Source organism: Vibrio hepatarius (assembly GCF_001274785.1).
GTDB classification, from domain to species: domain Bacteria; phylum Pseudomonadota; class Gammaproteobacteria; order Enterobacterales; family Vibrionaceae; genus Vibrio; species Vibrio hepatarius.
The window spans coordinates 331052-356303 of record NZ_LHPI01000001.1; the positions used below are offsets into that span (position 1 = coordinate 331052).

General features: G+C 47.4%; 21 protein-coding genes. 7 read left to right on the forward strand and 14 right to left on the reverse strand.

Features of this window, described 5'->3' with window-relative positions; translation table 11 throughout:
• Window positions 1-31: 31 nt before the first annotated feature.
• On the reverse strand, window positions 32-1231 hold the full coding sequence (locus AKJ31_RS01570) for a type III PLP-dependent enzyme (RefSeq protein WP_053407330.1): 1200 nt from the start codon (window positions 1229-1231) through the stop codon (window positions 32-34).
• Window positions 1232-1686: 455 nt separating this feature from the next.
• On the opposite strand from AKJ31_RS01570, the gene AKJ31_RS01575 reads away from it, so the two are divergent.
• Both AKJ31_RS01575 and AKJ31_RS01580 read left to right on the forward strand, forming a co-directional pair.
• A complete protein-coding gene (locus tag AKJ31_RS01575; protein WP_053407331.1) occupies window positions 1687-1968 on the forward strand; it encodes a PepSY domain-containing protein in 282 nt (93 codons plus the stop codon).
• Window positions 1961-2476 carry a cytochrome b/b6 domain-containing protein gene (locus AKJ31_RS01580; protein WP_053407332.1) on the forward strand — a complete coding sequence of 172 codons (516 nt, stop codon included), beginning with the start codon at window positions 1961-1963 and terminating at the stop codon, window positions 2474-2476. Before AKJ31_RS01575 ends, AKJ31_RS01580 begins: the two co-directional genes overlap by 8 nt.
• Before the next feature lie 43 nt (window positions 2477-2519).
• On the opposite strand, the gene AKJ31_RS01585 is transcribed toward AKJ31_RS01580, so the two are convergent.
• The 10 genes from AKJ31_RS01585 to AKJ31_RS01630 form a co-directional block, all read right to left on the reverse strand.
• Window positions 2520-3848, reverse strand: a complete 1329-nt coding sequence (locus AKJ31_RS01585) for a D-serine ammonia-lyase (RefSeq protein ID WP_053407333.1) — start codon at window positions 3846-3848, stop codon at window positions 2520-2522.
• A gap of 29 nt (window positions 3849-3877) precedes the next feature.
• Window positions 3878-6979, reverse strand: a complete 3102-nt coding sequence (locus AKJ31_RS01590) for an efflux RND transporter permease subunit (protein WP_053407334.1) — start codon at window positions 6977-6979, stop codon at window positions 3878-3880.
• Window positions 6976-8286, reverse strand: coding sequence for an efflux RND transporter periplasmic adaptor subunit (locus AKJ31_RS01595; protein WP_053407335.1), 1311 nt, complete (start codon window positions 8284-8286; stop codon window positions 6976-6978). The genes AKJ31_RS01590 and AKJ31_RS01595 overlap by 4 nt, the downstream gene beginning before the upstream one ends.
• A complete protein-coding gene (locus AKJ31_RS01600; RefSeq protein WP_053407336.1) occupies window positions 8273-8932 on the reverse strand; it encodes a TetR/AcrR family transcriptional regulator in 660 nt (219 codons plus the stop codon). Before AKJ31_RS01600 ends, AKJ31_RS01595 begins: the two co-directional genes overlap by 14 nt.
• A gap of 387 nt (window positions 8933-9319) precedes the next feature.
• On the reverse strand, window positions 9320-9979 hold the full coding sequence (locus AKJ31_RS01605) for an HAD family hydrolase (RefSeq protein WP_053407337.1): 660 nt from the start codon (window positions 9977-9979) through the stop codon (window positions 9320-9322).
• Window position 9980: 1 nt separating this feature from the next.
• Window positions 9981-11000 (reverse strand): ABC transporter ATP-binding protein, encoded by a 1020-nt coding sequence (locus tag AKJ31_RS01610; protein ID WP_053407338.1) that lies wholly within the window; start codon window positions 10998-11000, stop codon window positions 9981-9983.
• On the reverse strand, window positions 10997-11785 hold the full coding sequence (locus tag AKJ31_RS01615; RefSeq protein WP_053407339.1) for an ABC transporter permease: 789 nt from the start codon (window positions 11783-11785) through the stop codon (window positions 10997-10999). Before AKJ31_RS01615 ends, AKJ31_RS01610 begins: the two co-directional genes overlap by 4 nt.
• Window positions 11772-12674 (reverse strand): ABC transporter permease, encoded by a 903-nt coding sequence (locus AKJ31_RS01620; protein WP_053407340.1) that lies wholly within the window; start codon window positions 12672-12674, stop codon window positions 11772-11774. Before AKJ31_RS01620 ends, AKJ31_RS01615 begins: the two co-directional genes overlap by 14 nt.
• On the reverse strand, window positions 12671-13477 hold the full coding sequence (locus AKJ31_RS01625) for an alkaline phosphatase family protein (RefSeq protein ID WP_053407341.1): 807 nt from the start codon (window positions 13475-13477) through the stop codon (window positions 12671-12673). The genes AKJ31_RS01620 and AKJ31_RS01625 overlap by 4 nt, the downstream gene beginning before the upstream one ends.
• Window positions 13478-13486: 9 nt before the next feature.
• Window positions 13487-14554: an ABC transporter substrate-binding protein gene (locus AKJ31_RS01630; protein ID WP_053407342.1), complete on the reverse strand. Its 1068-nt coding sequence runs from the start codon at window positions 14552-14554 to the stop codon at window positions 13487-13489.
• 217 nt (window positions 14555-14771) lie between these two features.
• Here AKJ31_RS01630 and AKJ31_RS01635 point away from each other — a divergent pair, with 217 nt between their 5' ends.
• Window positions 14772-15506 (forward strand): UTRA domain-containing protein, encoded by a 735-nt coding sequence (locus AKJ31_RS01635; protein ID WP_245639010.1) that lies wholly within the window; start codon window positions 14772-14774, stop codon window positions 15504-15506.
• 20 nt (window positions 15507-15526) lie between these two features.
• Here AKJ31_RS01635 and AKJ31_RS01640 read toward each other — a convergent pair whose 3' ends face one another.
• Entirely contained in the window at window positions 15527-17122 is a 1596-nt protein-coding gene (locus tag AKJ31_RS01640) for a BCCT family transporter (RefSeq protein WP_053407344.1), read from the reverse strand.
• A 151-nt stretch (window positions 17123-17273) separates the two neighbouring features.
• Window positions 17274-19766, reverse strand: a complete 2493-nt coding sequence (locus tag AKJ31_RS01645; protein WP_053407345.1) for a bifunctional diguanylate cyclase/phosphodiesterase — start codon at window positions 19764-19766, stop codon at window positions 17274-17276.
• A 292-nt stretch (window positions 19767-20058) separates the two neighbouring features.
• Between AKJ31_RS01645 and AKJ31_RS01650 the strand changes: the two genes are divergently transcribed.
• From AKJ31_RS01650 to AKJ31_RS01665, 4 genes are all read left to right on the forward strand, one after another.
• On the forward strand, window positions 20059-20889 hold the full coding sequence (locus AKJ31_RS01650; protein WP_053407346.1) for a DUF6279 family lipoprotein: 831 nt from the start codon (window positions 20059-20061) through the stop codon (window positions 20887-20889).
• Between the two features lie 154 nt (window positions 20890-21043).
• A complete protein-coding gene (locus AKJ31_RS01655) occupies window positions 21044-21823 on the forward strand; it encodes a sulfite exporter TauE/SafE family protein (RefSeq protein WP_211263028.1) in 780 nt (259 codons plus the stop codon).
• 185 nt (window positions 21824-22008) lie between these two features.
• Window positions 22009-23160 carry an HD-GYP domain-containing protein gene (locus tag AKJ31_RS01660; RefSeq protein ID WP_053407348.1) on the forward strand — a complete coding sequence of 384 codons (1152 nt, stop codon included), beginning with the start codon at window positions 22009-22011 and terminating at the stop codon, window positions 23158-23160.
• Between the two features lie 161 nt (window positions 23161-23321).
• Complete coding sequence (locus AKJ31_RS01665; protein WP_053407349.1) at window positions 23322-23513, forward strand: hypothetical protein; 192 nt, start codon at window positions 23322-23324, stop codon at window positions 23511-23513.
• Between the two features lie 28 nt (window positions 23514-23541).
• Here the strand turns inward: AKJ31_RS01665 and exaC are convergent, their stop codons facing one another.
• Window positions 23542-25062 (reverse strand): acetaldehyde dehydrogenase ExaC, encoded by a 1521-nt coding sequence (exaC, locus tag AKJ31_RS01670; protein ID WP_053407350.1) that lies wholly within the window; start codon window positions 25060-25062, stop codon window positions 23542-23544.
• Window positions 25063-25252 lie beyond the last annotated feature (190 nt).

Here is a 25252-nt window from a genome sequence, read left to right on the forward strand (position 1 = left end):
AGCGTTTTTTCTACCTGTTATGGTTTGGCTATTAACCAATCATGCGCTCTTGCGCTGCTGCTTCCTCGTTAAACACAATCGTTTGTGCACGTTTGAAGAAGTTAAAATCCGTTGCTGTTGCGCTCGTGTAAGCGCCCATCATGCGGCCAACGACTAAGTCACCGTTGTCCAGTTGTGGCAGCATGACATTTTCTGCAATCACATCAATGCTGTCGCAAGTCGGGCCGGCCAAAACGCTTGGTAGGTATTCGCCACCTTGTTTTAGTGTAACTAGTGGGTACTGTGCGTCGTCAAACATCAAGCCGCTGAATGAACCGTAAATACCATCATCCAAGTAGTACCAAATCTGACCTTCGCGCTCTGCTTGGCCCATCACCGATGCGACACTCATCATTGCCTGCGCAACGATAAAACGTCCTGGTTCAGCAATGACGTGAACCGTTTCTGGCAACTCATTCAACGCTTCGTTAATCGGCACACAAAACTCATCGATTGGCGTCACGTGTTTTGAGTAACTCACCGGGAAACCACCACCGATGTCTAGTGTGCTAAGCGCTGGCAGACCGCGTTCCACTACTTGTTCCATGACTTGTTTACAAGTGAGGATCGCATCTACGTATTTCTGTGGATTCATGGTTTGTGAACCAACATGGAACGACAGGCCTTTGATACGGATATTCCACTCTTTCGCTGTTTCGATGATGGTCAGAGCTTGCTCTGGTGAGCAGCCAAACTTCTTCGAAAGGTCAGCAAACGCTTCAGAGTTACGGAAGCTCAAACGCACCAATAGTTCAACTTCGTCTTTGTATGCTTTGAACTTTGCCAGCTCGTTTAGGTTATCCACCACAAACACATTGCAGCCGTACGCTAACGCGTCACGAATATCCGAATCGCGTTTAATTGGATGCGTGTGAATAGTACGCTCCGCTGGGACGCCTTGCTGTGCGACTAACTCCACTTCGCCTGTGGTTGCTAGGTCAAAGCTCGCCCCTTCTTCAAGCAGAGTTTTTACAACTGCTGGGTGTGGCAATGGCTTAAGTGCAAAGTGTAACGTAACCGTCGGTAGTGCATTTTTCAGCTCACGGTATTGGCTGCGAATGACGTCGCAATCAAGTAGCAGTAATGGCGCACCGAACTGCTCAACAGAAGACTCGATAAGAGAAACTTCAGCAGCAGACAGAGTTTGAGAAGAAAAAGATTGAAAATCCAATACAGAATGAGCGTGAGCCATAGTAAACCTCCAACGTGTAAAGGCACTTTTCATTCGCACTTTGTACAGTGAGGTAATGATGAAAAGTGGAGCGTCAAAAAAAGCGCAATTGCGCAGTCAAAGTCACTCTTGGATAGTTGCTCTATCGCCTTGCCACAAAACACGCTGTGATGTACTCGGATTGGCTATCATCAAGAAGCAGGGCGATATTAAGTGGATAATTTTTCTCGCGCAACACCCAATGCGGTTTTTGAAAGCAAAACATTTTTGTTGTCAGGATAGAAATTGTTGAACGTGATTGCGACCTCCCGTCACATGGGCGGTGTGGCAATTTTTACGTAAGTCTAGGGGCTAAATTGTTGGTATTTGAGGCAAGCCATTTAGTGCAATATTCAATTAGTTTAGTTTTCTTAAGGGTTTCTTAAGATTCGCTGATTAATGTGGTTTATGAAATCAAACATCAATGGAGATAGACCATGACGATCAACAAAGCACTTGTTCTTTCTGGGTTAGTAGTGGGTATGTTTGCATCTTCTGCCTACGCCGATCCAACTTGCACTAAAGCGAGCCAAGACACCTGGATTCCGTTCGAACAAGCCAAACAGCAAGTGATGGACCAAGGCTATAGCATTAAAAAATTCAAAACGACAGACACGGGTTGCTACGAACTGTATGGCAAAGATGCACAGGGTAAACGCGTAGAAATCTATTATGACCCAACCAACCTCAAAGTCGTGAAAGAGGAAAAAGATGACTAAGCACTTTGTTTGGGACAGATTGGTGCGTGTGACGCACTGGTCTGTCGCTGCTTTGTTTTTGGCTAACTACTTGGTTACCGAAGAGGGCAGCGATATCCATGAGTGGGTCGGATACAGCGTGGTTGGGTTGGTAGTGATTCGTTTGTTGTGGGGAATCATTGCTTCACCTCCGGCGAGACTGTCTTCGTTTTTACCTTCTCCACGTTCAGCATTGCTGCATTTAAAGCGGGTATTTGAAACTAGAGAGGACCAACATACTGGTCACAATCCTGCAGGTTCGGTGATGATCTGGTGTATGTGGATTGGGTTGTTGATGACAGGACTGTCAGGTTATTTGATGGAAACCGATCAGTTTTGGGGTGAGGATTGGGTCGAAGAGTTCCACGAATTGGCGGCGAATCTAACTTTCGCATGTGTCTGTATTCATGTTACGGCCATTGCGGTGATGAGCCGAGTGACCGGAAACAGCTATATCCGCTCAATGCTTTGGAAACAAAAACGCCACTAAATCGTAGTGGCGTTTTATCTCTATGCCGTAACTCACTGAGAGTCTAACCAGCGGCCTTGTTTAAATAACTTTCCATCTCTTGCTTTGGAACCATGCCGCCACCTGTTGCCCAGACTAAATGCGTCGCTTGTTTGAATGCGTTCTCACTAATGCTAATGCGATTCAAATAACTTGGATTCTGACTGACCAATACTGGGCCAAGCATTCCAGCGAGGGCAGAGGGTTCTAACTGAATCCCCTCGGTTTGGTTGAGCTGCCCGAGTAAGCGGTACATATGTTCATCTGAGAGCGTGTAATAGCCGTCGAGTAAGCGTTCCATCGCTCGGCCAACAAACCCCGACGCGCGACCGACAGCAAGACCGTCCGCAGCGGTAATGTTATCGATACCAATATCTTGTACCGAAATCTTGTCGTGCAATCCGGTATGCACGCCAAGCAGCATGCACGGTGAATGAGTCGGCTCGGCGAAAATGCAGTGCACGTGATCGCCAAACGCCATTTTAAGGCCAAATGCGACGCCACCCGGGCCACCGCCTACGCCACAAGGCAGATAGACAAATAAAGGGTGCTCTGCATCAACACGAATGCCCTGTTGGTCAAATTGCTGTTTCACTCTTTCTCCGGCCACCGAGTAGCCAAGGAACAAGGTTTTCGAGTTTTCATCATCGATAAAAAAGCAGTTCGGGTCTTGCTCCGCTTCTTTTCGTCCTTGCTCAACCGCGACCCCGTAATCTTGTTGATACTCGACCACATTAACGCCATGGAAGCGCAGTTTGTCTTTCTTCCATTGACGAGCATCAGCCGACATGTGAACGGATACCGAGAATCCGAGTTTAGCGCTCATGATGCCAATCGACAGACCTAAGTTCCCTGTTGAGCCTACCGCGATACTGTACTGTTTGAAAAAGTCGCGGAACTGCTCGCTGAACAACTTACTGTAATCGTCGTTGGTTGAGAGTAAACCCGCTTTGATGGCTAACTGCTCGGCGTGGCTCAGCACTTCATAAATACCGCCGCGGGCTTTAATGGAGCCAGAAATCGGCAAATGGCTGTCTTTCTTCAGCAGTACCTTGCCTTGAATCTCGGTTTGATACTCTTGTTCCAGCCAGGTTTGCATTGCTGGAATCGCTGCGATCTCCGACTCGATAATACCATTGCTGGCTTTGGTCTCTGGAAAGGCTTTGGCCAAATACGGAGCGAAGCGGCTAAGCCTGTCGCTCGCATCTTGAATGTCTTTGGCGTTCAGCCCCACGTAAGGCAAGCCTTTTTCTAGGCTGGTCACATTGGGGTTAAACCATGCCACTTCTTCCAGTTCAATAAGCTGTTTCACTAGTGGAAAATCGCGGCTAAGCGTTTCAATATCATTCGTCATAGGATTCCTAACGGGCTGATTTTTATCTTTTATATTTCTTCGTGTTTATGGACCAAGCCAAAGTCGGCAAGAATCGCATAAGCGGCAGGAATCATAAACAGTACCAGTAGCGTCGAGGCAAAGATACCAAATACGATTGATATCACCAGTGGCTGGATAACTTGCGCTTGCAAGCTAGTTTCAGTCAGCAATGGTAATAAACCTGCGGCTGTCGTCATTGAGGTTAGGAACACGGCGCGAAAACGCTCGCGGCTCGCTTTGACCACCGAATCGTGCACGCTGTCGCCTTCATCGACGTGATGGCGAATGTATTGCACCAACAAAATGGAGTCGTTGACCACAATCCCTGCTAAAGAAACAAAGCCCATCATACTCGGCATACTCAGTGAGTGACCCAGCAATATATGTCCCCAAACAACCCCGATAAAGGCGAGAGGGATCGCGAGCATGACCACAAACGGTTCGAGATAACTGCGGAACTGGTAGCTGAGAATCGCAAAGACGCCGAACAAGCCGAGCAAAAAGCCTTTGCCCATTGAAGCGCCAGTTTCGGCTGCGTCTTTTGCTTCACCTTCGAAATCGAAACGCAAACCTGGATACTTAGCGACGAGCTTCGGCGCTTCTTCTAACTGGAACTGACGAATGATTGCTGTCGAGTTCGCTTTGGTATTGTCGGTATCGCCAAACACGCTGATGGTTCTCAAACCGTCGATGCGTTGAATGCGCACGTAGTTACGCTGGAAATCGAGTGTGGCAATCGTCGCCAATGGAATCTGACTACCGTTTGGCATAATGATCGGGAAGTTAGCCAACTGCTGCAAGTCACCCGCTTGGGTTTTGTCTAAGCGTACTTCAATTGAGATATTCTCCACCCCAACTTGAATTTCATCGGCGGTTTGGCCAAAGAATGCAGCGCGAAGCTGGGCGGCGATCAACTGACCATTGATGCCATACGCTTCTGCGCCCGGACGCAGTTTGACCAGAATCTCTTCTTTACCCATGCGCATGTCATCAAGCACACCGTGTACGCCGTCAAACTCCTTTAGATACTGCTGAATATCGATGGAAGCGGCTTTTAACTCATCAAGGTTGTCGTGCTTAGCACGAATCTCAATTGCACGTCCACCAGGGCCCATCGTCGGTTGTTTAAACACCAGAGAAATTGGGTCGGCCAGTTCGCCAATATCGTCACGCCATGCGTTGATAAAGTCGTCGATGACGGTATTGCGGCTCTCTGCGCCGAGTAAATCTAAACGCACGGTGGCAATGTGTGGGCCAGATTCATTCGCGTCTGCGTTGGCGTTAAATTGGCTGGTGATATGCTCCACCAACGGCGTGCCATTCTCGTTTTTCTCACTCCATTCCACGGCTAGCTTTTGTGCTGACGCGACGATTCGATCGACTACCGCTTCGGTCTGCGATAGCGAAGATCCGGGCGGGAGAATAATCCGCGCTTCAGCAATATCTCCGTCTAAGTCGGGAAACGGTTGAAACTTTAGGATACCGCCAACGATAGTAGCGATGGATATTAGCAGAATGGCAACCACTGAACCCAGAAACGCGTAGCGATATTCCACCACTTTTTCTACTGCGTTGATAAGACGGGTATTTCTAAAGTTCTCAAATCCATCCAAAATCTTCTTCTTAAACTTCGCTGGTGGCTTGTCGTGTTTTTCTTTGTGCAGTGAATGCGACAAGTGGTTCGGCAAGATAAGAAACGCTTCAATCAAGCTGAGCGTCAGTACCAAAATCAGCACTTGAGGCACGGCTTTGAGCACAGCGCCCATTTCCCCTTCAAGAAACAGCAAGCTACCAAAGATGCACACTGTGGTGAGGAAAGATGAAAGTACCCCAGGGAGCACTTTCTTTACCCCTTTGACCACGGCATTGTCGATATCTTCGCCGCGGTCGAGGTGAGAGGCGATCGACTCCGCTATCACGATCGCATCGTCCATCATAATACCGATGGCCATCAATAAGCCGACCAGAGACATGATGTTGATGGATAAGCCCAGTTGCGCCATCAGGAACAATCCGCCCAAGAAAGCCACGGGTAAACCTGCTGCAACCCAGAACGAGTATCGCAAGCTAAAGAACAACCACATAGTGGCGAACACCAATACGATACCTTGCCAGCCATTGCGAACCATCATGGTCAAACGGTCCCAAAGTACAGAGGAGAGATCGTTGGTCAATTCAAGTTTAACGCCGTCGGGCGCGATAGCTTGCTGGTCTTCAACAAACTGCGCGACACGGTCTTTGATTCGTAGCGCGTCATCCTCTTTGTTCTTGCTGATTTTAAGTAGGGCAGACGGGTGGCCGTCAAACAGCACCTTTTGTTCATCCAGTTCGAATCGATCGGTGATTTTCGCAATGTCTTTGAGACGGATGATAGAGCCATTTTCACCTGAGCCAATGACGATGGTTTCGAGCTCTTGTGGTGTTACACGGCGCTCATCAAAACGGATCAAAAAGTTTTTGTCTGGTGTTTCAACATTACCACTCGGCAGTTTGACGTTTTGGCGTCCGATTTGCTCGGCAATATCACCGACACTTAAGCCCAATTGACGAATGGCCTGGCTATCAAGCTCAACACGATATTGGTGGTCAGAAAAGCCCGCGACGCTGACAAGGGACACGCCGTAATCGAGTTTCAATGTACGTTTTAATTGCTCTGAGTACGCTTTCAGCTCTGGCCAAGTGGTATCGGCGGTGATGGCGACGTCGACAACGGGTTCGTTCCAGTCGAGTTCTTGAACCACTGGCGATTCGATCTCTGCTGGGAAGTCGTTGATCGAGTTGATTTGTGTCTGGACGTCGACCAGCATTCGGCCGATATCGGCTTTTTCATTCAATTTAAGGATCAGACGTGCAGAGCCTTCAATCGCTTCACATTGGGTTTCTTCAATGTTGGCAAGGCCGTCGACAGCGTCTTCCATGCGCACACAAAGGCTTTCTTCCACTTCTTGTGGAGAAGCGCCCGGATACACCACGCCTGCCATGATGTAAGGAGGGTCAAACTCGGGAAATGTCTCACGCTTGATGTTAGGTAAAGTGGTGATCCCCAGTAGCAGCAACGACAGCATCAGCAGGTTGGCGGCGGTTGGGTGTTTGGCGAAGAATCGAATCATGAATCAGACTCCTCAAGGTTTGCTTCTTTAAGCGCCATACCTTCGATAGCTGGCAACAAATCATTGATCACCAAGCGTTCGCCTTGCATCAACTCGCCATCAATAACCACTTGATTGTCTCTGCGATAGAGCACGTCAACCGCGACAATTTTTAGCGTGTTGTTTTCGTCTTTGATATAGATTTTGTCGCCGTGCAACGCGCGCTCTGGGATCACCCAACTCGGGTTTTCTTGGCCTTCAATGTTGGCACGGACAAACATGCCGTTGACCAGTGGCGGCGTGCTGCTTGGGCTTAGATCTCGATAATCCTGTTTGATTTCCAAAATTACGCCAGCGGTTGCCTGACTAGGGTCGACTGTTTCACTAATGCGAGCCACGCGCGCGGGCCAAGTCGCGTGTAAGTTGCCGCTGTTCAGTTCGATTTCAGCTTTAACAAACGTCATATCTGGGCGTGGGATGCCGGACTCGTCGCGGCTGAACTCACCAATACTTGAAGCCAGCGTGCGCATATCGTGGATAGATAGTTGCGCTTCCACTTCCATAACCTTGATGCCGTGAGCGACGAACATGGTCTGTTGCAAGTTGACCACCTGGTCTTGCTCGATATCCACTTGTGATATGCGTAGGTCCATTGGCAAAGTGATCACCGTTTTATCCAGCGAACGCTGAGCTTCTTCGACTTTGGCGGCGCTTACTTTCACCAGAGCCTCTGCCACTTTCTTCTCGTCCGGCATCAGGCCGATCTGATTTTCAATATCCAACACCAGTTTGCGCTGCGACAGAGTAGACTGTTCTTGTTGGTCAACGTCTGACTGTGAGGTTAAGTTCTTCTGTCGCAAGTTGCGTTTACGCTCCAACTCTTTGTTGGCAATCACCAAACGGTTCTTTTCAATTTTTAGCGTTTGTTTGAGGTTAGCTTCTTCTTGGTTCAGCTTGGCTAAAGAGGTCTGAGAAGATTTTAAATCAGCCTGCGCTTGCACCAGTTTAAGCTCATAATCGAGCGGGTCGATACGTAAGATCTCGGTTCCCGCTTTGAGGATTTGACCTTTCTCAAGCTGAGGGTGACGGTAGATAACTTTACCTGTGACTTCGGCGATCGCTTTCCACTCGACTTTCGGTGCCACCTTGCCAAAGCCCACTGCCACTGGAGCAATCGCTTTTAACTCGAGTGGAATCGTTTCGACTAATCTTGCTCGGTCCCCTGCGGGTTTAACTGGCAACTCGGGTTTGAGTTTGATTGCCAATACGAGAAAGACGATTCCAACCGCAAGAGCAGGGAAGAAGAGAAGCTTTTTATTGATTTTCATGACTACCGCCTTGGGTATCTAGGAATCCATGTTTCATTAATTTGATGTTGTGTTCGAGCAACTGGTTTAGGAACTCTTCCGTTAGCTCGATGCCATGCACTGCCAGTAACGCTGGTGGCGCGATAAACGGAAAGACCATCAAACTGAGATACGACACGCGGCACAGTTTCGGATCGGCGTCTTTTCTTAAGATCCCGCTTTCAACCAGTTTGTTAAACATCATGCCTTGCATTGGTTTACTGATATCGCTGAACACCTTTTCCAGCAATTTACGCTGGGTTTCAGATGGCGGCATGTGCATGACTTGCGCGACCAGACGCGGAAACTGCGGCACTTTGATCATTTCCTGATAGTAGGTACGCATGATATCGAGGAAGTTTTTTTCAGAGTTGTCTGCAATGAGCGCTTGTAGCTGCTTTTGTATCGGCGAGAGGGTCTCGCGCAGCATGGTTTCGAACAAGCCTTCCTTACTACCAAAGTAGTAACGGATCATAGCAACATTGACCCCTGCTTTGGTGGCGATCATCCGGGTAGAGACTTTGTCATACGCCATCACAACAAACAGTTCTCGTGCGTGATGAATTAGTTTTTCACGAGCGTCGATGTTGTCGCTCGGGCGTCCGACTTTGCGTTGGTGATGACTCATCCTTGAACACTCAATATTAAACAGATGATTAATTATAGAGCGATGCTTAAATGAACAACACGGGAATAATTCAACGCTATTTAATCAAATGATTAATTTTTTGGAAAATGTGAGCTGAGTGCTAAGTGGCGAGTCTTAAAAAGAAAAACCCGCAAAGTGGGCAAACCTTGCGGGCAAAAAGGGCAACAATTTTTTGTTGTTAGTTTGGAGATCGTTGGTCCAATATCCATATCCAAACTGTTATAAAGCTATTGCGGTCTTTAACTTCACTTTATATCAGTGTAACCAATGACGTTTAAAGTAACACTTTTGTCACGTTTATTTAAACAATCAAAAGTGAAAAGATAAATTCCACTAATGAAAAGTTCGGGCTACAAGTTCGTTGAACTAATGCCATTCTAACAGGCTCCAGTTTGGCCTATCGGTGTACTGCTTTAGTTGAGGGCACGGGTTAACTAAGTAGGCAAAGTCTGCCGCCTCGCAAAGGGGTAAATCGTTTATCGAGTCGGTGAAAAAGTGGATCTCTGAGTAAGACTGAGGCTGATCTGCTAGCCACTGGTGTAACCTAGCCACTTTACCTTCTCGATAGCTAGGAATACCGGAAATCTCACTGGTAAAGCAACCGTCTTTTTCGACCAAATCAATACCGAGCGCGTGCTGGATCCCCAATTTTTCGCCGACGGCTTCAACCAGAAAGGCTACTGACGCAGAAATGATCACCATTTCAGTTTGATCGTGATGCAGCTGCTCGATCAGAGATTTTGCCTGCGTAAACTGCTTCGGTAAGATGCGCTCAACAACGCACTCTTCGACCAGTGCTTTGACTTGCGGCTTGGGTATTGAGGTCAACGGCGCAATAGAAAACTCAAGGTAGTCTTCCATATCCATTTTTCCTTCGCTGTAGAGCGTCATCAAGCGTTGGTCTTGTTCGATGAAGTCTGGGTCGGTTGCGATGCCTTTTTCGACCAGAAAAGCATTCCATATCATCGCGCAGTCAGCATTGATTAAGGTTTCGTCCATATCGAAAACGTATAAAGGCTTAGACATATCAAGCTCTCACTGGCTGAATTTCGTTGAGGTTAAACAGAAGCTCAAGTTGGCTACCATTCGCTAATAATCGCTCAGATGAACGGTTGAGTAAATCAACGGTCAGTTCGCACTCTTGCACATCGACTTGGTAGCGAATCACGTTGCCAAGCAGTTGATGATTTTTGATGGTCGCAAGTTGTGGGGCGGAAATGTGACTGCCGTACTGACGGCCTGCTTCTTTCACGTAGATAGATTCAGGTCGTATCGCGACCTTGGAATCAGCATCAATGTTAAACAAGTCTTTGGCTTTATCGGCCGCTACAAGGTTGTAGTGGCCCATAAATCCGGCAACGAATTCATCCGCAGGTTGGGTGTAAATCTCTTCTGGTGTGCCAGCTTGTACGATCTCACCTTTGTTCATCAAAAAGATGCGATCAGACATGATCATCGCTTCTTCTTGGTCGTGTGTGACGAAAATGGTGGTGAGGTTCATCTCTTTCTGGATATCACGAATCTGCTGGCGCAAGTGTTTGCGAATTTTTGCATCCAACGCTGAAAGTGGCTCATCCAGCAACAAGATGCGAGGTTTTACCACCAAAGCGCGAGCCAGTGCCACACGCTGCCTTTGTCCGCCGGACAATTGGTGTGGGTAATGATGTTCTTTGCCCGTTAGCTCGACCAGTTCAATCACTTTTGCCACATCCGGCTTGATAGCTGAGCTTGATAAGCCTTTCATTTTCAGGCCGAAAGCAATGTTGGCTTCAACGGTCATGTTGGGGAATAGGGCATACGATTGGAACACCATACCAATGCCGCGTTGTTGTGGCGCTTGGTGAGTGATCTCTTCGCCGTCTACCCAGATTTGACCGCTGTCGACTGGGTTGAGTCCTGCGAGGCTTCTTAAAAGCGTCGACTTGCCACAGCCACTCGGTCCTAGCAGAGTGATAAATTCACCCTTTTCAATCGTAAAATGGATGTCTTCAAACACCGTGTTGTCAGCAAATGATTTGCTGAGTTGTTGCGCGGTTACGTAACTCATGATTTCGCTCCTTGGCTGAAACGACTTGCCAACCAAGTCAGTAAGAAAATAAACAGGAAGTAGGTCATCACTAGTGCCGAAGTAAAGTGGCCACTGGTTTGGCGCATGTTGTAGAGATAGATTTGCAGCGTTTCGTAGCGAGTGCCGACCAAAATATTGGCAAAGACGAACTCGCCCAATAAGAATGAAAACGAGAGAAACAGCGACGCCATCAAGCCTTTTTTGATATTGGGTAACACAATCAACAGAAACGCTTTCGTTGTGCTCGCGCCAAGCAAATGAGCGGCGTCCATCAAATCGTGCAGATTGATCGCATCAAAGCTATTTGCGATCGCACGATACATAAACGGCAATGCGATCGTGAAGTAAGTACCAATCAGTATCCACGGCGTGCCGACCAGTGCGATTTCGCTGTCGGCGTAGAGCTGTAGCAAGCCAACCGATGACACGACAGGCGGAACGGCGAATGGCAGCAGAATCAATAGGTTCATCAGCTTGTCGAGCTTAGGAAAGTAGTAAAACACGACGAAGATGGCTGGCAGGATCAACACTACGCTGAGCAGCAGCGAGGAAATACCGATAAACAGTGAGCGACCAAATGACTCAATAAACCGAGGGTCAGTCAGTAGTTTGATATACCAGTCAAAGGTTAAGCCGTCAGGGAGAATCGTAGCGCCCCAACGGGATGAAATCGAATAGATGAAAGTGGCGATAATTGGAATCAGCATGATCCCGACAATCGAATAAACCACGGTTTTGTGCCAAGCAGTATTAACGTGTTGCATTGGATTTCTTCCCTGCGTAACTCTTGGAAATAAGCCATTGGTTAATGACAGTGATGAAAGCGAGTAGCAGCATCAGCAGCACCGAGATCGCGGCGGCGAGATTCGGCTCTAAGAACAGATCGCCTGAAACCAAGCTGGCAATACGAATCGTAATGACGTTGTAGTTCCCCGACGTCAGAGCGTAAACGCTGGCGTAAGCACCGATGGCATTGGCAATCAGAATGATGAAGGTGCCAAACAGAGCAGGAGATAACACTGGTAAGGCGATTTTGCTCCAGTATTGCGCGGTGTTCGCGCCTAGTAGAGACGCGGCGGATTGCCAGTCATCGCTCAATGCATCAAACGCAGGGTAGAGCAGAAGCACCGCCAGCGGGATCTGGAAGTAGACGTAAATCGCCAGCAGTCCCCATTTACCGTAAAGGTCAAAATCGCCAATCAGTCCATACTGTTTGAGCAACAAGGTAATGGCTCCGTTGGTGCCGAGGATGATGATAAACGCGAATGACAGTGGCACGCCGGCAAAGTTGCTGCTCATATTGGTAAAGGCAATCACGCCGTCACGAATCTTAGAGTCCAGTCGGCGCAGTGATGACACCAATAGCGTTGCGATCGCCAAGCCAAACACACTCGACCACACCGCCAACCACAGGCTGTTGCCAAAGGCTTGCAACATAAAGCCGGAGTCGAGGATCTCGAGGTAGTTCTCCAGTGAGAATTCCTCTTCGTAAACAAAGCTGTTAATCAGGACCCAAATCATTGGCGCTAACTGAAACAGATAGAAAAATAGCGCAAGCGGCGTGACCCAAATTAACGGCTTAAAGCGTTGCAGCGACTTTAACATCCGTTTTTGCGGTACTTGTTGCGTTTGAGAAATGGCAGAACTGCTCATAATGCTAACAATTCCTGAGAGTAAGGTTTGTGGTGCTCAAGACCGAGGAGCTGACACACGATGCCGCAGATGTCGGTCTGGTTGATGTGGCAATCTTGATGAGTGAATCGCTCGCCAATCACAAAGAAAGGCACTTCGCGTTCTTCAGGCAGAATGCCGCCGTGTGACAAGTCGTTGTTCATCCCGTGGTCACTGGTGATGATCACTTGGTAGCCGTCACAGAGCCATTGTTCAATGTAGTTTGATAAGTAGATATCGGCTGCGCGGGCGCTGTTTCTGTACTGGCGCGAATCCAGGCCGAACTTGTGTCCGAGATCATCGATGTTCATCGGATGAATCAAGAGAAAATCCGGCTGATAGGTGCGACGTAAATGTTCTGCATCGAGGAACAACGCTTCATCAGGGTAGTGATCCCAGTGGTAAAAGCAGCCGTGCTGTATGTTCAGGCTCTTATCGTTAGTGAAGCGGTCACGTGGTGCGTCAAACGGCGCTCGATTGTACAGTTCGCTGACCCAATGGTATGCGGCAGCAGCGGTCACTTTACCTTGTGACTTTGCCAAGCTGAAAATCGAGTCATGCTTAGATAAGCGAACGATGTTGTTGTTAACGATGCCACTCTCGACAGGTCGGACTCCGGTAAGAATACACTCGTATAGCGGGCGAGACATTGATGGTAGTTCACACTGAATCGGATAGAGAGTAGCGCGTTGCTGTTCCAATAGACCGTTTAGGTAGCCCATGCAGTCACGGGCTACCTGATAGTTCAGTCCATCCAGAACAACAAGGATAACCTTATTGCTCATAGTGACCTCTTATTGCTGGTGGATTAACACGCTTTCTTGCCATTGACGCGGCAGTTTGCGCGCTGATTTTTCCCACGCTTTGAAGTTCGTGACTGGGTGTACGTTGGTGTACTGGTCATTTGGTAGCAGCTTGTCTTTGATTGATTGAGGAAGAGTGACATTGCTACGGATTGGACGCGCGTAGCCTTCAGCCAGATTGATTTGTCCTTGGTCGCTAAAGATGTACTCACGTGCTAGTTTCGCCGCGTTTGGGTTCTGAGCATATTTATTGATGATAGTGGTGTAACCCGAAATCACAGAACCATCTTGTGGAATCGTTACTGTAAAGCGTTCACGGTCGATTTGGTCGCGGTAGTTCAACGCGTTGAAGTCCCACATGATGGCAACTTCGACTTCGCCTTTTTCTAAGTTCGCGATGTTTGGATCGGTGAACGATAGGCGGCCTTGTTTTGCTAGCTCGCTAAAGAACTCGATCGCTGGTTTGAGGTTCGATTCGTTGCCGCCTTTAGCGAATGCCGCAGCAAGTACCGCGTTGTTCGCTTGTGCCGCCACACCGACGTCACCGACGGTAACTTTGTAGTCGCCTTTTAGTAGGTCGTCCCAAGATTGTGGTGCGTCTTTAACTAGATTGTTGTTGGCGATAAACGAGATCGTGCCTGTGTAAGCCAGTGCCCAGTGTCCATCTTTGTCTTTTGCCCAATCAGGGATTTCGCTCCATGTTGTCGGCTTGTATGGTTGAGTCACGCCTTTCTTAACCGCAACGCGTGCAAAAGCAAAGCCTACATCACCGATGTCTGCGGTTGCTTTCTTTTTCTCTGCTTCGAATTTCGCAATCTCTTGCGCCGAGCTCATGTCGGTATCTTGGTGCTTTAAACCATAGTTTGATTTCAAATCCGCCCAAGTTCCTTTCCAGTTTGCCCAACTATCAGGCATGCCTACGCTGTAAACCGCGCCTTCTTTCTGCGCAGCTTTCACCAGTGATTGTAGGTCTGCGTCTTTGGCAAAAGTGTGCGCAGAAAAAGTGGTAGCAATTAGCGCTGCTGAGAGCGCGGTAGTGCGGCAAAGCAAAGTTTTCATTGTCTCTATCCTTCTGGACTAGGTCAGTAAGTTCGCTTTGTATGCTATGGATCGAGTGTGACGGTTTATCGCAGTTCCATTGACAGTTTTTGTTATTTTTCGTGTCACTTATATTTCATTTGCTCAAAAAATAACGCTGCACGCAGTGTCATATTTCTGTTATCTGATTGGCTTAACTTGAACGCCAATCATAACGTGGACTAGATCAGGACTCAGAGTGCAAACAGCGTCCCCAACGACCCAATTAAGTCGAATAAAGAACAGCTTACGAGAACAAATCAATACAGGCATGATGCTGAAAGGGCAGAAGCTGCCTTCTGAACGAGACCTCAGCGTGCTATTTTCCACCACGAGAATCACAATCAAAGATGCGTTAGTCTCACTAGAAACCGAAGGGCTCATCTATCGCGAAGAACGACGCGGTTGGTACGTTTCGCCAGAGCGTATTTGCTATAACCCCTTATCACGTTCTCACTTTCATCAAATGATCCGTGAACAAGACAGAATTGCCGAAACACGCCTTATCAGCGTTCGGACTGAGATCGCAACCGAGGTGTATTCTCGAGCTTTGGAGCTGAATCACATGGCGCAAATTCATGTGATAGAGCGTCAGCGCTTTATTGATGGTCGGGCGGTGTTGTTTGTGGAAAACGTTCTACAGGCCAATTTGTTTGAGGGGATTCTTGAGGAGAACTTAACTTGTTCCTTGACCGGATTGTTCAAGCAGAAATACGGCTATGAGACCAGACGTTCGCGCTTTGACGTGATTCCCACCGCCGCGCCTGCGCATGTAGCTAAGGCGTTGAACTTGGTCGAAGGGCAACCGGTGCTAAAGATTTGCCGCGTGAACTACAAACAAGATTGGGAACTCATGGATGTTGAGTTTGAATATTGGCGACCGGATGCTGTCGTGATTAGAATCGACAGTGAAAAAGAAGAAAGCCTCTTCTGAAATCAGAAGAGGCTTTCACACTAGATAATGCCTTGGTCTTTTGCCATTTGGTTCGCCATCTTCGGCGCTTTCCAAATGCTCGGCAGCAGAATGAATGAAACCGGCACTGCGGTAATGACGATGAACGACTGCAGCGCAGAAATTCCGCCTGAACCCATCGAAATCAAGGCGATTGCCACCATACCCATGATGACGCCCCAGAAAGAGCGAATGACCGCGTTTGGTTCAGTGGAACCTGTCATCACGACGCTGATGGTGTAAGTCATCGAGTCACCAGTGGTGACGATAAATGTAGTGGTCAGGATCAGGAACAGTACCGAGATAATCAATGGGAACGGCAGTTCCGAGGTGATCGCCAACAGTACAGCCGGAAGATTGAAGCCTTCAAATGCACTAGAGATCAAACCTGGGTTCGCTAGCTCAAATGCCAAACCACTACCACCAACGATGCTAAACCAGAAACACGTGATAAGCGGCGCAGCGATGCTGACCGATAGAATCAACTGACGAATAGTACGACCACGTGAAATTCGCGCGATAAAAATCGCCATCATCGGTCCATAGCCGATAAACCAGCCCCAGAAAAATACGGTCCACCAGCTCAACCAACCGGTATCACCACGGTAGAGCGCCATTGGGATAAAGTTATCGACCATACGACCTACGCCTTGTACATACCCATCTACGATAAAGCTAGTTGGGCCAAAGAACAGGATGTAAGCGATCAATACCACCGATAGGATGATGTTGTAACGACTGACAAGTTGAATCCCGCGACTTACGCCACTCAGCGCCGATAAGGTGTACATTGCAATCGCAAACAGTACGACCATGCATTGGGTGACAAAGGTATCTGGGATACCAAACAGCGCGTTCAGAGCGTAGCTGATTTGCAAACCCAAGAAGCCGATAGGACCGATGGTACCCGCTGCTACAGCGATGATGCTACATGCGTCAGCTACTGTACCAATCCAACCGTTGATCGCTTTGTCACCAAAGATTGGGTAGAGCAAGGTACGCGGTTTGAGCGGTAAGCCTTTGTCGTAGTGCAAGTGCATCAGCACCACAGAAGACAGGCAACCGAGAATAGCCCATGCTAGGAAACCCCAGTGCATGAAAGATTGCGATAGGGCGTTGATCGCCGTTGTTTTTGGCGATGCTTCGCCGTATAGCGGTGGCGCTGTCACGAAGTGCGCGATAGGCTCAGCTGCCGCCCAGAACACGCCGCCACCCGCAAGCAGAGTACAGAGGACAATCGACAACCATTTGAAGGTGTCGATATCCGGCGCTGAAAGGCCACCCAAACAGACGTAGCCAGTGCGGCCAAGTGCTAGCACTAAACCAATCAGAAAGTTTGCAAGAAGCAGCACCTGCCAAAAGGCGCCGAAGTATTCAGTGGCGTAGCCAAACCCGGTATTTACAAGGTGGGTCAGTCCTGATGAGTTCGTAATGGCAAGCAAAACAAACAGAGTAAGAAAGCTGCCGCTTATCCAGAAAACCGGATTATTCAGTTCAAGTTTATGGAAGAAGCTTGGAGATTGAGAAGTTGTGTCAGCTGTCGGAGCAACGGTTGTATGACTTGGGATACCGTTGACTGACTGCGTAATATTAGACATCTAAAAGTTCGCTATTTTGTGGTTTGTTTTTAACAACAAAACGTGCATTTATCCCCACTAAATTTGCGATAATTTGTGAGGTGCGTCAAAAAGCGAGCTATGTTAGCACAGCGTTTTTCAAAAATCGCCCCGAATTTACTACGAATTGTAATTATTCGAACTCTAAATATTTCTCTGAGTATTTTTGAGCCAGTTGATCAATGCTGATTGGTCGTTCGATAAAGTAACCTTGCAAAACATCACAGCCGTATTGAATCAAAACATCCTTCTGGGCTTGGGTTTCGACACCCTCCGCGACGACGGTCATATCTGACGATTCTGCGATGGCCAATATCGCTTTCACCAACGAGTCACTATGTTCAGAACTCAACATTTTATCGATGAAAATTTGGTCAATTTTTAGCTCATCCAGTGGCAAGGCACTTAGATAACTAAGCGATGAGTAGCCCGTACCAAAATCATCGAGAGAAACGGTGTAACCGAGTGATTTTAAACGCCCGATGATCGGTGTCACTTTAGGTAAATCGTTAATTAGTACGTTTTCCGTGATCTCTAAAGTGATGCGACGGCTAGGAAGCTGGTGCTTAGAAACGGTGCTCTCCAGCAGCTCCACGAAACCGTTGTCCATCAACTGAGTCGGAGAAATATTGATCGACAGTCTCAAGTCGTTGTGAGAATCCGGGAACAGACGGCCTATTTCTTCACAGGCGCGGTCGATAGCAAACTCCCCTAAGCGGTGGATTAAGCCGTTTTCTTCTGCAAGAGAAATAAACTCGAGTGGCGATACGTGCCCAAGCAGTGGGTTGTGCCATCTCAGTAAGGCTTCCACACCGTAAAGCTTGTCCGTTTTTGCCTCAAGTTGTGGCTGATAAGCGATAGTGAGCTCATTGTGTTCGATGGCACGGCGTAACTCGCGCTCGACAAGGAAGTCGTGTTGTACCTGTTGATTAATAGTGTTGTCGAAAAACAGTACATCACCTTTATGGCGTGCTTTGGATTTGTAGAGCACGATATCGGCTTTAGAAATCAGATCTTCTGGGTCATCGCCATCGGTCGGGAACATTGATACGCCAATCGAGCAGCTTGCGTGAAGTGTGCGGCCACCCACGATGAATGGTTGTGCAAAAACCGCTTTGATCTGTTCGACTTTGCTCTCTGTCTCGACCAAACTGTCTAAATTCGGGAAGCTAAAGATAAACTCATCGCCGCCAAAACGGGCAACGAATTCATCGGGCTTAAGGAAAGCTTCGAATTTCTTACTAATTTGGCTCAGCAACTGGTCACCCGCGCTGTGACCGTAGAGATCATTCACTTTCTTAAAGTCGTCTAAATCGACAAACATTACCGCCAGCTGACGATCGTTGAGGCGAGAATTACAGATGCCCACCGAGATTTGTTCGTGCAATAACGAACGATTCGGTAATCCAGTCAACTCATCATGGCGTGCTAGGTGCTCTAGCTTGTTCTTGGTATCTTCCAACTGGTTGAAGTTAGTGCTGATGCGTGACTGAAAGCGTTTGAACCTCTGGGCAATGCCTCGACTGAGCCATAAAGAACATAGCGCGACGAACAGTGTGGTTATGGTGCTGAGGATGATCATCTGCACTACGGCGTCGTTTTGTTCTTCCTCCAACTTGCTTTGGCGTTCTTTAAGCGCTCGATTGTATTCTTCTGCGTAGACGCCCGCGCTGATGCTCCAGCCCCAAGAAGGCTCTTTCATTACGTAGCTGATCTTAGCACTCTCGCTTACGCCTTCCGGTTTATAGGATGCTGAGTAACGAACAAACTCGTTATCTGCGTTAAGCAACTGTTTAGCCCCATCGATGTTGGCTTGAGTGCCAAGTTCTAACGCGTTTTTACCAATCAAATTTGAGTCAACATGCGAAAGTATTGTGCCATCCGCGTCCAATACCAAAACGTAACCAAACTGACCAAACCTTAAATTTCTTATCCACTCAAGTACGGTTTTTTTGATGTCCGCTTCAACGTCCACGACGTATTCGCCAGTGCCAATAAACCAGTCGTATGGAGCAAAGTACTTACCAAAACCAATTTTCTCGAACTGTTCGTTTTGCTGCTCAGGTTTGGCAAACCACCAACGATAGAAACCTTCGCCGTCTACTTTTACCTTCGCGCCCATATCTTGCACGATGTAGTTACCGCGCGAGTCTTGGTAATCCCAGAGTGAACTGCCCTCCACATTAGGGAACAGTGGATGCATGACACTGAGGCCGTTAATTTTGTAGATAAAGAAGTAACCGCGGCCCTCGTTGAAACTCATTACGCGTAGCGCGTCGGTAATAATACGAGTCACCCTTTCTTCTGGTAGATTGCGGTTGCTTTCATAAAGACGAGTCGCGATTCGGTGTGCTTCGTAAATGCGGTCACGAATAGTCTCTTGAAGTTGAGATTCGGTTTGCTCGCGGGCGAACTTGACTTGTTGAGCGATGTATTCGACTTGTTTAGTAAGGATGGTGTCTTGTCGCTGCTGATAGTCATTTTGGAAATCTATCAGCTCTTGCTTGGAGTTGAGCACGATGTCAGTGACGGAAAGGGCAAGCCAGAGCAAAGTGAAGGCGCCGACGATCGTTGCAGGTGCGTAGGTGATTAAGTTAAGCAACTTTTTGTCGGTCAAAACATCCATGGAAGTGTAGAAGAGCCTTAGTAAACTATCAGTTGAACAAAGATGGAACGCGGAGTATTACAAATTAATTCTATCAATAGCAAGCAAGTTGCATGCTATTAACAGTTTTTATCAAGCGATATCACAAGTAACCCAAACAAAATCATGGGATTACACTGTAATGTAAATTTTTTATTCAGAAGCGAACTTAAGACATCGTTGGGGTGGCTAAACGTTGGTTTTTGGTTCAGAGTTAGTGAGAAACGAAACACATACAGCTCATGCTTAAGTTTGTGCAAAACAGGAAGGTGTTATGAAACGTTGGGGAATCGTTAGCGTCATTTGTTTATTGCTGCTTGGTTGTAGTACAAAGCTAGTTTACGACAACCTCGATTGGATTCTGATTGAATACGTTGAGGATTTTGTTGAACTTGATGATAACCAAGAAACGCAGATCAGCGATAAGTTACAAGTATTAAGTGAATGGCATAAAAGCGAAGAGATCCCAAACTACATTCAACATTTGGATGAGTTAATTGCTCTTGACCCGCATACCTTTACGTTGAAAGAGCTACACCAGCAGCAAGACAAGTTTCGCCGTCACAGTGAGCGGCTGCTAGAGCGGATAGAGCCGGAAGTGTTTGAAATCGCCCAGCAGCTATCGGACGAGCAAACCGAAGAGTTGATGAGCAACATCCGCGTCAGGCATACCCGCTACAAGAAACGTACGCTAGCAAGAACCGAACAAGAACAACGTGAGAAATACGCTGAGCGTATTGAAGAAAACTTGGATGATTGGTTTGGCTCGGTGACAGATGAACAGCAAGCGTTGATCGCTCAATGGAGCCAAGAGCTTATGATTACTGCGCCCGACTGGATTGAACATCAAACTAAGATGCGGATCCAGATTAACGATCTGCTTGCAAAGCGCAGCGACAAAGGCTATTTCGAATCCAAACTCAACCAGATGTTGTTTAACTCGGAGAGCTTTTTTGATGATGGTTTGCAACAAAAGTTGCAGTTCAACAAACAGGTCAATGACCGCTACTTAGTGCAGATACTCCACTCCACCACACCAAAACAGATCAAGTTCTATCGCCAAGAACTACAGGACTGGAAAGAAATTGCCTTGGATATTAAATAACGGGTACGAAGCAACAGACATTCAGTGTTCAGTATATAGCGACGGATAGCCAGCAACGTCGGCGTGATGTAGACGCGCATAACTAAACCGGGTAGCGGACGTTTACTGACCAATTACAATAGGTTACATTGCTTTAACAAATACTTATAAAGCAATGATTATGGAATGGATTCTATTATTTATCGCCGGTGTGCTAGGTGGCGTATTAAACAGTGTTGCGGGTGGCGGTAGCTTTATCACTTTCCCGACACTGTTGTTTGTTGGCGTACCGCCAATTATCGCTAATGCGACCAATACGTTTGCTGCCTGTGCCGGCTACTTAAGCGGCGCTTATGGCTTCAGGCAGGATATCGCCAAGCACCCAGAAGCGATCACATTTACCGTATTTTGGAGTCTAGTCGGCGGCGCAATTGGTGCATATCTACTGCTTAACATTTCAGAATCGATGTTCCTTGAAGCGATTCCTTGGTTACTTCTATTTGCGACCTTGTTGTTTATCTTTGGTGAAAAAGTCAGTTATCTCGCGACAAAAATAGCGACTGGTGCTTCGCTCAGCTCACGGTGGTCGACCTTGGCGTTAGCTTTGTGTCTTATGGCGGTGTCGGCATACGGCGGCTTTTTTAATGCGGGCTTAGGCGTCATCGTCTTGAGTTATTTGGTACTGGCAGGGTACAAAGATATCAACCAGATGAATGGCCTTAAGTTGCTGGTGTCTTCCTGCGTATCGTTAATAGCGATTGTCATTTTCGTCTCGCAAGGTTCGATCGACTGGAGCCGAGGCCTAGTTGTTATGCTCGGTACGCTATTAGGTGGTTACGCAGCCGCGCGAGTTTCTAGGCAAGTCAAGCAGGCACATGTGCGCAGGTTCGTCGCGTTATCCAGCAGCGCTATGACTATTTACTTCTTTACTGACGTTTATCTCTTAGCTGGCTGAATATGGCATCGATATGAGCTAAAGTGCATTTGGTGTATAGATTAAAAATTAGTCAAAATTTTATGATGGATTTCTAACTTTCGGCATGTCGCTATGATTTAATTGTTACAAATTTGATACTTTCTAGTCTAGGTTTGAGGTATTACTCCAATAAATTGAAACTCAACGTTAGGGCTAGATAGCGTATGCTTGACTATTCTGAATTGAACAGGATTGCTGCCAAGAACAACGGAATCCTGACCAAACTTGATCTCGTTTATCAGTTGGCGACGGGAAGCTATGGCGAGTTATCTCGCTTCTCAATTGCGCTTATCGACAACAAAGTCGTCTCGAACTACTACGTCAAAGATAAGTTGTCAGAGGCGGGAAATTACGACTTCAAAGAGCAAGAACTCAACCCCGATTCATCGTTGGGAAACGTGGCGCGTTTGTCTGATATTCGAGTGATCGACGACCTAGGTAAGATGACAAGTGCCGAGCGTATCAGCGAGCTAGTGAGTTTGGGGCACCGCAGCAGTTATACTTTTCCTATTTCCTATCAAGAAAAAACCATTGGCTTTGTGTTTATTAACGCCTCCCAATCGCGTTTCTTTAATCAAGATTCAGTCGCCAAAGATTTTGCTTACTTGTCTCAGACTGTCAGCAACTTATTTGTGCAGTTGTTTGATAGCCAAAGGCATTTTCGCTCTTCGTTAAACATTGCCCTAAGCATGGGACACGCAAGAGACCCTGAAACCAAAGAGCACCTCACTCGGATGGGAATGTACAGTGAGTTGATCGCTAGGCTGCTATCAGAGCGTGGTTTAGACATCAACCATCAGTTCATCCACCAGATTCGCCAGTACGCACCGCTGCATGATATTGGCAAATATATGATCCCAGATGAGATCCTATTCAGCACCAATCAATTTACACCTGAAGAACGCTTGGTGATGAACAACCACACGATTTATGGCGAGCGGATCATCGAAGATGTTGTCGGACTTTGTGGTCCGAATACGGTGTCTGAGCAAGAGGTGCGTTTTATCAAGAATATCATTCGCCATCACCATGAATACTACGATGGTACAGGCTTACCCGACGCGTTAGCTGGTGATGAGATTCCGCTCGAAGCGCGCATTGTTACCTTAGCCGATGTATTCGACGCGCTACTTAGTCGCCGAGCGTATAAACCGGCATGGAGCGTCGAGCGTGTGGTTGAGTATGTGATTCAGCAGAGCGGAATAATGTTTGATCCACTATGTGTTGATGTACTGACAACTAATCTCGACCAGTTTCTCACCATTCGCCAAAAATACTTAGATAAGGTCGATCCAAATCAAGCCATTGCGTGCTAGTCACTCTGGCCAATACCAAACGTAAGTGCTGTATCACGCAGTGAGAAGATTTGAGATTAATTTAGGTCGTTTTTTGTTCGCCCAATGAGACAATCAAAGTGTGGATAGAGGCAAACTCACCACACGTTATTACCTCTCGATTCCTGTTTATAGGAGGCGTTATGAGCAGAAAACTCGGTCGCATTATGTCTAGCAGTCGAATGGTGTCATTCGTTGCATTCTTGGCAGCTACGTTGGCGTGGGTATTAAACATGCCCGCTTTGTTTACTGTTTCCTTACTAGCACTTGCCGCGAGTGCCGTGTTGTATCTTTCGGACAAATACAAAGAATCGAAGAAAAAAAGGGCGTCTTAAAGAAAGACGCCCCTTGCAGCTGTTTCGCTTAGAAGAAACCTAGTGGGTTAACATCGTAGCTGATCAGCAAGTTCTTGGTGTTTTGGTAATGATCCAACATCATCTTGTGAGTTTCACGACCAATACCGGATTTCTTGTAACCGCCAAACGCTGCGTGAGCTGGGTATGCGTGGTAACAGTTAATCCAAACACGACCTGCTTCAATCTTACGACCCATGCGGTACGCGACGTTCGCGTCACGTGTCCAAACACCAGCACCTAAGCCATATTCAGTATCGTTTGCGATTTCAAGCGCTTCTGCTTCATCTTTGAATTTAGTAATAGCGATAACCGGACCGAAGATTTCCTCTTGGAAAATACGCATCTTGTTATGGCCTTCAAGCATCGTTGGCTGAATGTAGTAACCTTGATTGATCAACTCAGGTTGCTCAGAAACACCACCACCAAAGACCACTTTTGCTCCTTCTTGGCGGCCGATCTCTAGGTAGCTGAGGATCTTGTCAAATTGCTCTTGTGACGCCTGCGCACCAACTTGGGTATCAGTGTCCAGTGGGTTGCCTTGCTTAATAACTTTGGCGCGTGCCGCTAGTTTCGCTACAAACTCGTCATAGATGTCTTCATGGACCAGAACGCGAGACGGACAGGTACAGACCTCGCCTTGGTTGAAGAAGCCTAGTAGGGTACCTTCGATACACTTGTCTAGGTATTCATCTTCAAAGTCAAACACATCTGGGAAGTAGATGTTTGGTGACTTACCACCTAGCTCAACTGTAGATGGGATAAGGTTATCCGCCGCACATTTCAGAATGTGGTTACCTACCTGAGTTGAACCCGTAAATGCCAACTTAGCGATACGGTTGCTGGTTGCAAGCGCTTGGCCTGCTTCATTACCAAAACCGTTGACCACGTTGATAACACCCGCTGGCAATAGATCACCGATTTTTTCCATCAGAACGAGGATAGAGGTTGGTGTTTGCTCTGCTGGTTTCAGCACGATACAACAGCCAGCCGCTAATGCTGGAGCCAGTTTCCAGGCCGCCATTAGCATAGGGAAGTTCCAAGGGATGATCTGACCAACCACACCAATTGGTTCTGGGAAGTGGTAACTTGCGGTTGTTGCGTCTAGCTCTGCCGCGCTGCCTTCCTGCGCACGGATACAACCCGCAAAGTAACGGAAGTGGTCGACAACCAGAGGCAAGTCAGCGGCTAGGGTTTCACGAACCGGTTTGCCGTTTTCCCAAGTTTCAGCAACCGCTAACTCTTCTAGATGTTCTTCAATGCGGTCCGCGATTTTTAGAAGAATGTTTGAACGTTCTGCTACGCTGGTTGCTGCCCAAGATGCTCTGACGTTGTGTGCTGCGTCTAGCGCCAAGCTGATATCGGCTTCGCCAGAACGTGCAACTTTACAGTAAGGCTGACCATTTACCGGAGAGATATTATCAAAGTATTCTCCACCCACCGGTTTCACCCATTCACCACCGATAAAATTATCGTAATGAGACTTAAACTGAACTACAGATTCAGGGCTGCCTGGTTGTGCGTAAATCATAGAAATATCCTTATTGTTTCTCGTTCAAGTTATTGTTTTTCATTTAACTTATTAGGTCACCGAACTAAGCCAATATTTGTTCAGTAAGCATTCGAGATGACTGAGCAACGACTGGGTTAATTCGGTAACAGCACACTGGGTGCCGTTGTTTTTGTTTCCTAATCAACAACGCAAATCACAGACCAGATGT

What these genes read in the sequence shown, in the direction of transcription:
- AKJ31_RS01570 (WP_053407330.1), bottom strand. Translation starts at nt 1,231, where the DNA reads ATGGCTCACGCTCATTCTGTATTGGATTTTCAATCTTTTTCTTCTCAA.
- AKJ31_RS01575 (WP_053407331.1), top strand. Translation starts at nt 1,687, where the DNA reads ATGACGATCAACAAAGCACTTGTTCTTTCTGGGTTAGTAGTGGGTATG.
- AKJ31_RS01580 (WP_053407332.1), top strand. Translation starts at nt 1,961, where the DNA reads ATGACTAAGCACTTTGTTTGGGACAGATTGGTGCGTGTGACGCACTGG.
- AKJ31_RS01585 (WP_053407333.1), bottom strand. Translation starts at nt 3,848, where the DNA reads ATGACGAATGATATTGAAACGCTTAGCCGCGATTTTCCACTAGTGAAA.
- AKJ31_RS01590 (WP_053407334.1), bottom strand. Translation starts at nt 6,979, where the DNA reads ATGATTCGATTCTTCGCCAAACACCCAACCGCCGCCAACCTGCTGATG.
- AKJ31_RS01595 (WP_053407335.1), bottom strand. Translation starts at nt 8,286, where the DNA reads ATGAAAATCAATAAAAAGCTTCTCTTCTTCCCTGCTCTTGCGGTTGGA.
- AKJ31_RS01600 (WP_053407336.1), bottom strand. Translation starts at nt 8,932, where the DNA reads ATGAGTCATCACCAACGCAAAGTCGGACGCCCGAGCGACAACATCGAC.
- AKJ31_RS01605 (WP_053407337.1), bottom strand. Translation starts at nt 9,979, where the DNA reads ATGTCTAAGCCTTTATACGTTTTCGATATGGACGAAACCTTAATCAAT.
- AKJ31_RS01610 (WP_053407338.1), bottom strand. Translation starts at nt 11,000, where the DNA reads ATGAGTTACGTAACCGCGCAACAACTCAGCAAATCATTTGCTGACAAC.
- AKJ31_RS01615 (WP_053407339.1), bottom strand. Translation starts at nt 11,785, where the DNA reads ATGCAACACGTTAATACTGCTTGGCACAAAACCGTGGTTTATTCGATT.
- AKJ31_RS01620 (WP_053407340.1), bottom strand. Translation starts at nt 12,674, where the DNA reads ATGAGCAGTTCTGCCATTTCTCAAACGCAACAAGTACCGCAAAAACGG.
- AKJ31_RS01625 (WP_053407341.1), bottom strand. Translation starts at nt 13,477, where the DNA reads ATGAGCAATAAGGTTATCCTTGTTGTTCTGGATGGACTGAACTATCAG.
- AKJ31_RS01630 (WP_053407342.1), bottom strand. Translation starts at nt 14,554, where the DNA reads ATGAAAACTTTGCTTTGCCGCACTACCGCGCTCTCAGCAGCGCTAATT.
- AKJ31_RS01640 (WP_053407344.1), bottom strand. Translation starts at nt 17,122, where the DNA reads ATGTCTAATATTACGCAGTCAGTCAACGGTATCCCAAGTCATACAACC.
- AKJ31_RS01645 (WP_053407345.1), bottom strand. Translation starts at nt 19,766, where the DNA reads ATGGATGTTTTGACCGACAAAAAGTTGCTTAACTTAATCACCTACGCA.
- AKJ31_RS01650 (WP_053407346.1), top strand. Translation starts at nt 20,059, where the DNA reads ATGAAACGTTGGGGAATCGTTAGCGTCATTTGTTTATTGCTGCTTGGT.
- AKJ31_RS01655 (WP_211263028.1), top strand. Translation starts at nt 21,044, where the DNA reads ATGATTATGGAATGGATTCTATTATTTATCGCCGGTGTGCTAGGTGGC.
- AKJ31_RS01660 (WP_053407348.1), top strand. Translation starts at nt 22,009, where the DNA reads ATGCTTGACTATTCTGAATTGAACAGGATTGCTGCCAAGAACAACGGA.
- AKJ31_RS01665 (WP_053407349.1), top strand. Translation starts at nt 23,322, where the DNA reads ATGAGCAGAAAACTCGGTCGCATTATGTCTAGCAGTCGAATGGTGTCA.
- exaC (WP_053407350.1), bottom strand. Translation starts at nt 25,062, where the DNA reads ATGATTTACGCACAACCAGGCAGCCCTGAATCTGTAGTTCAGTTTAAG.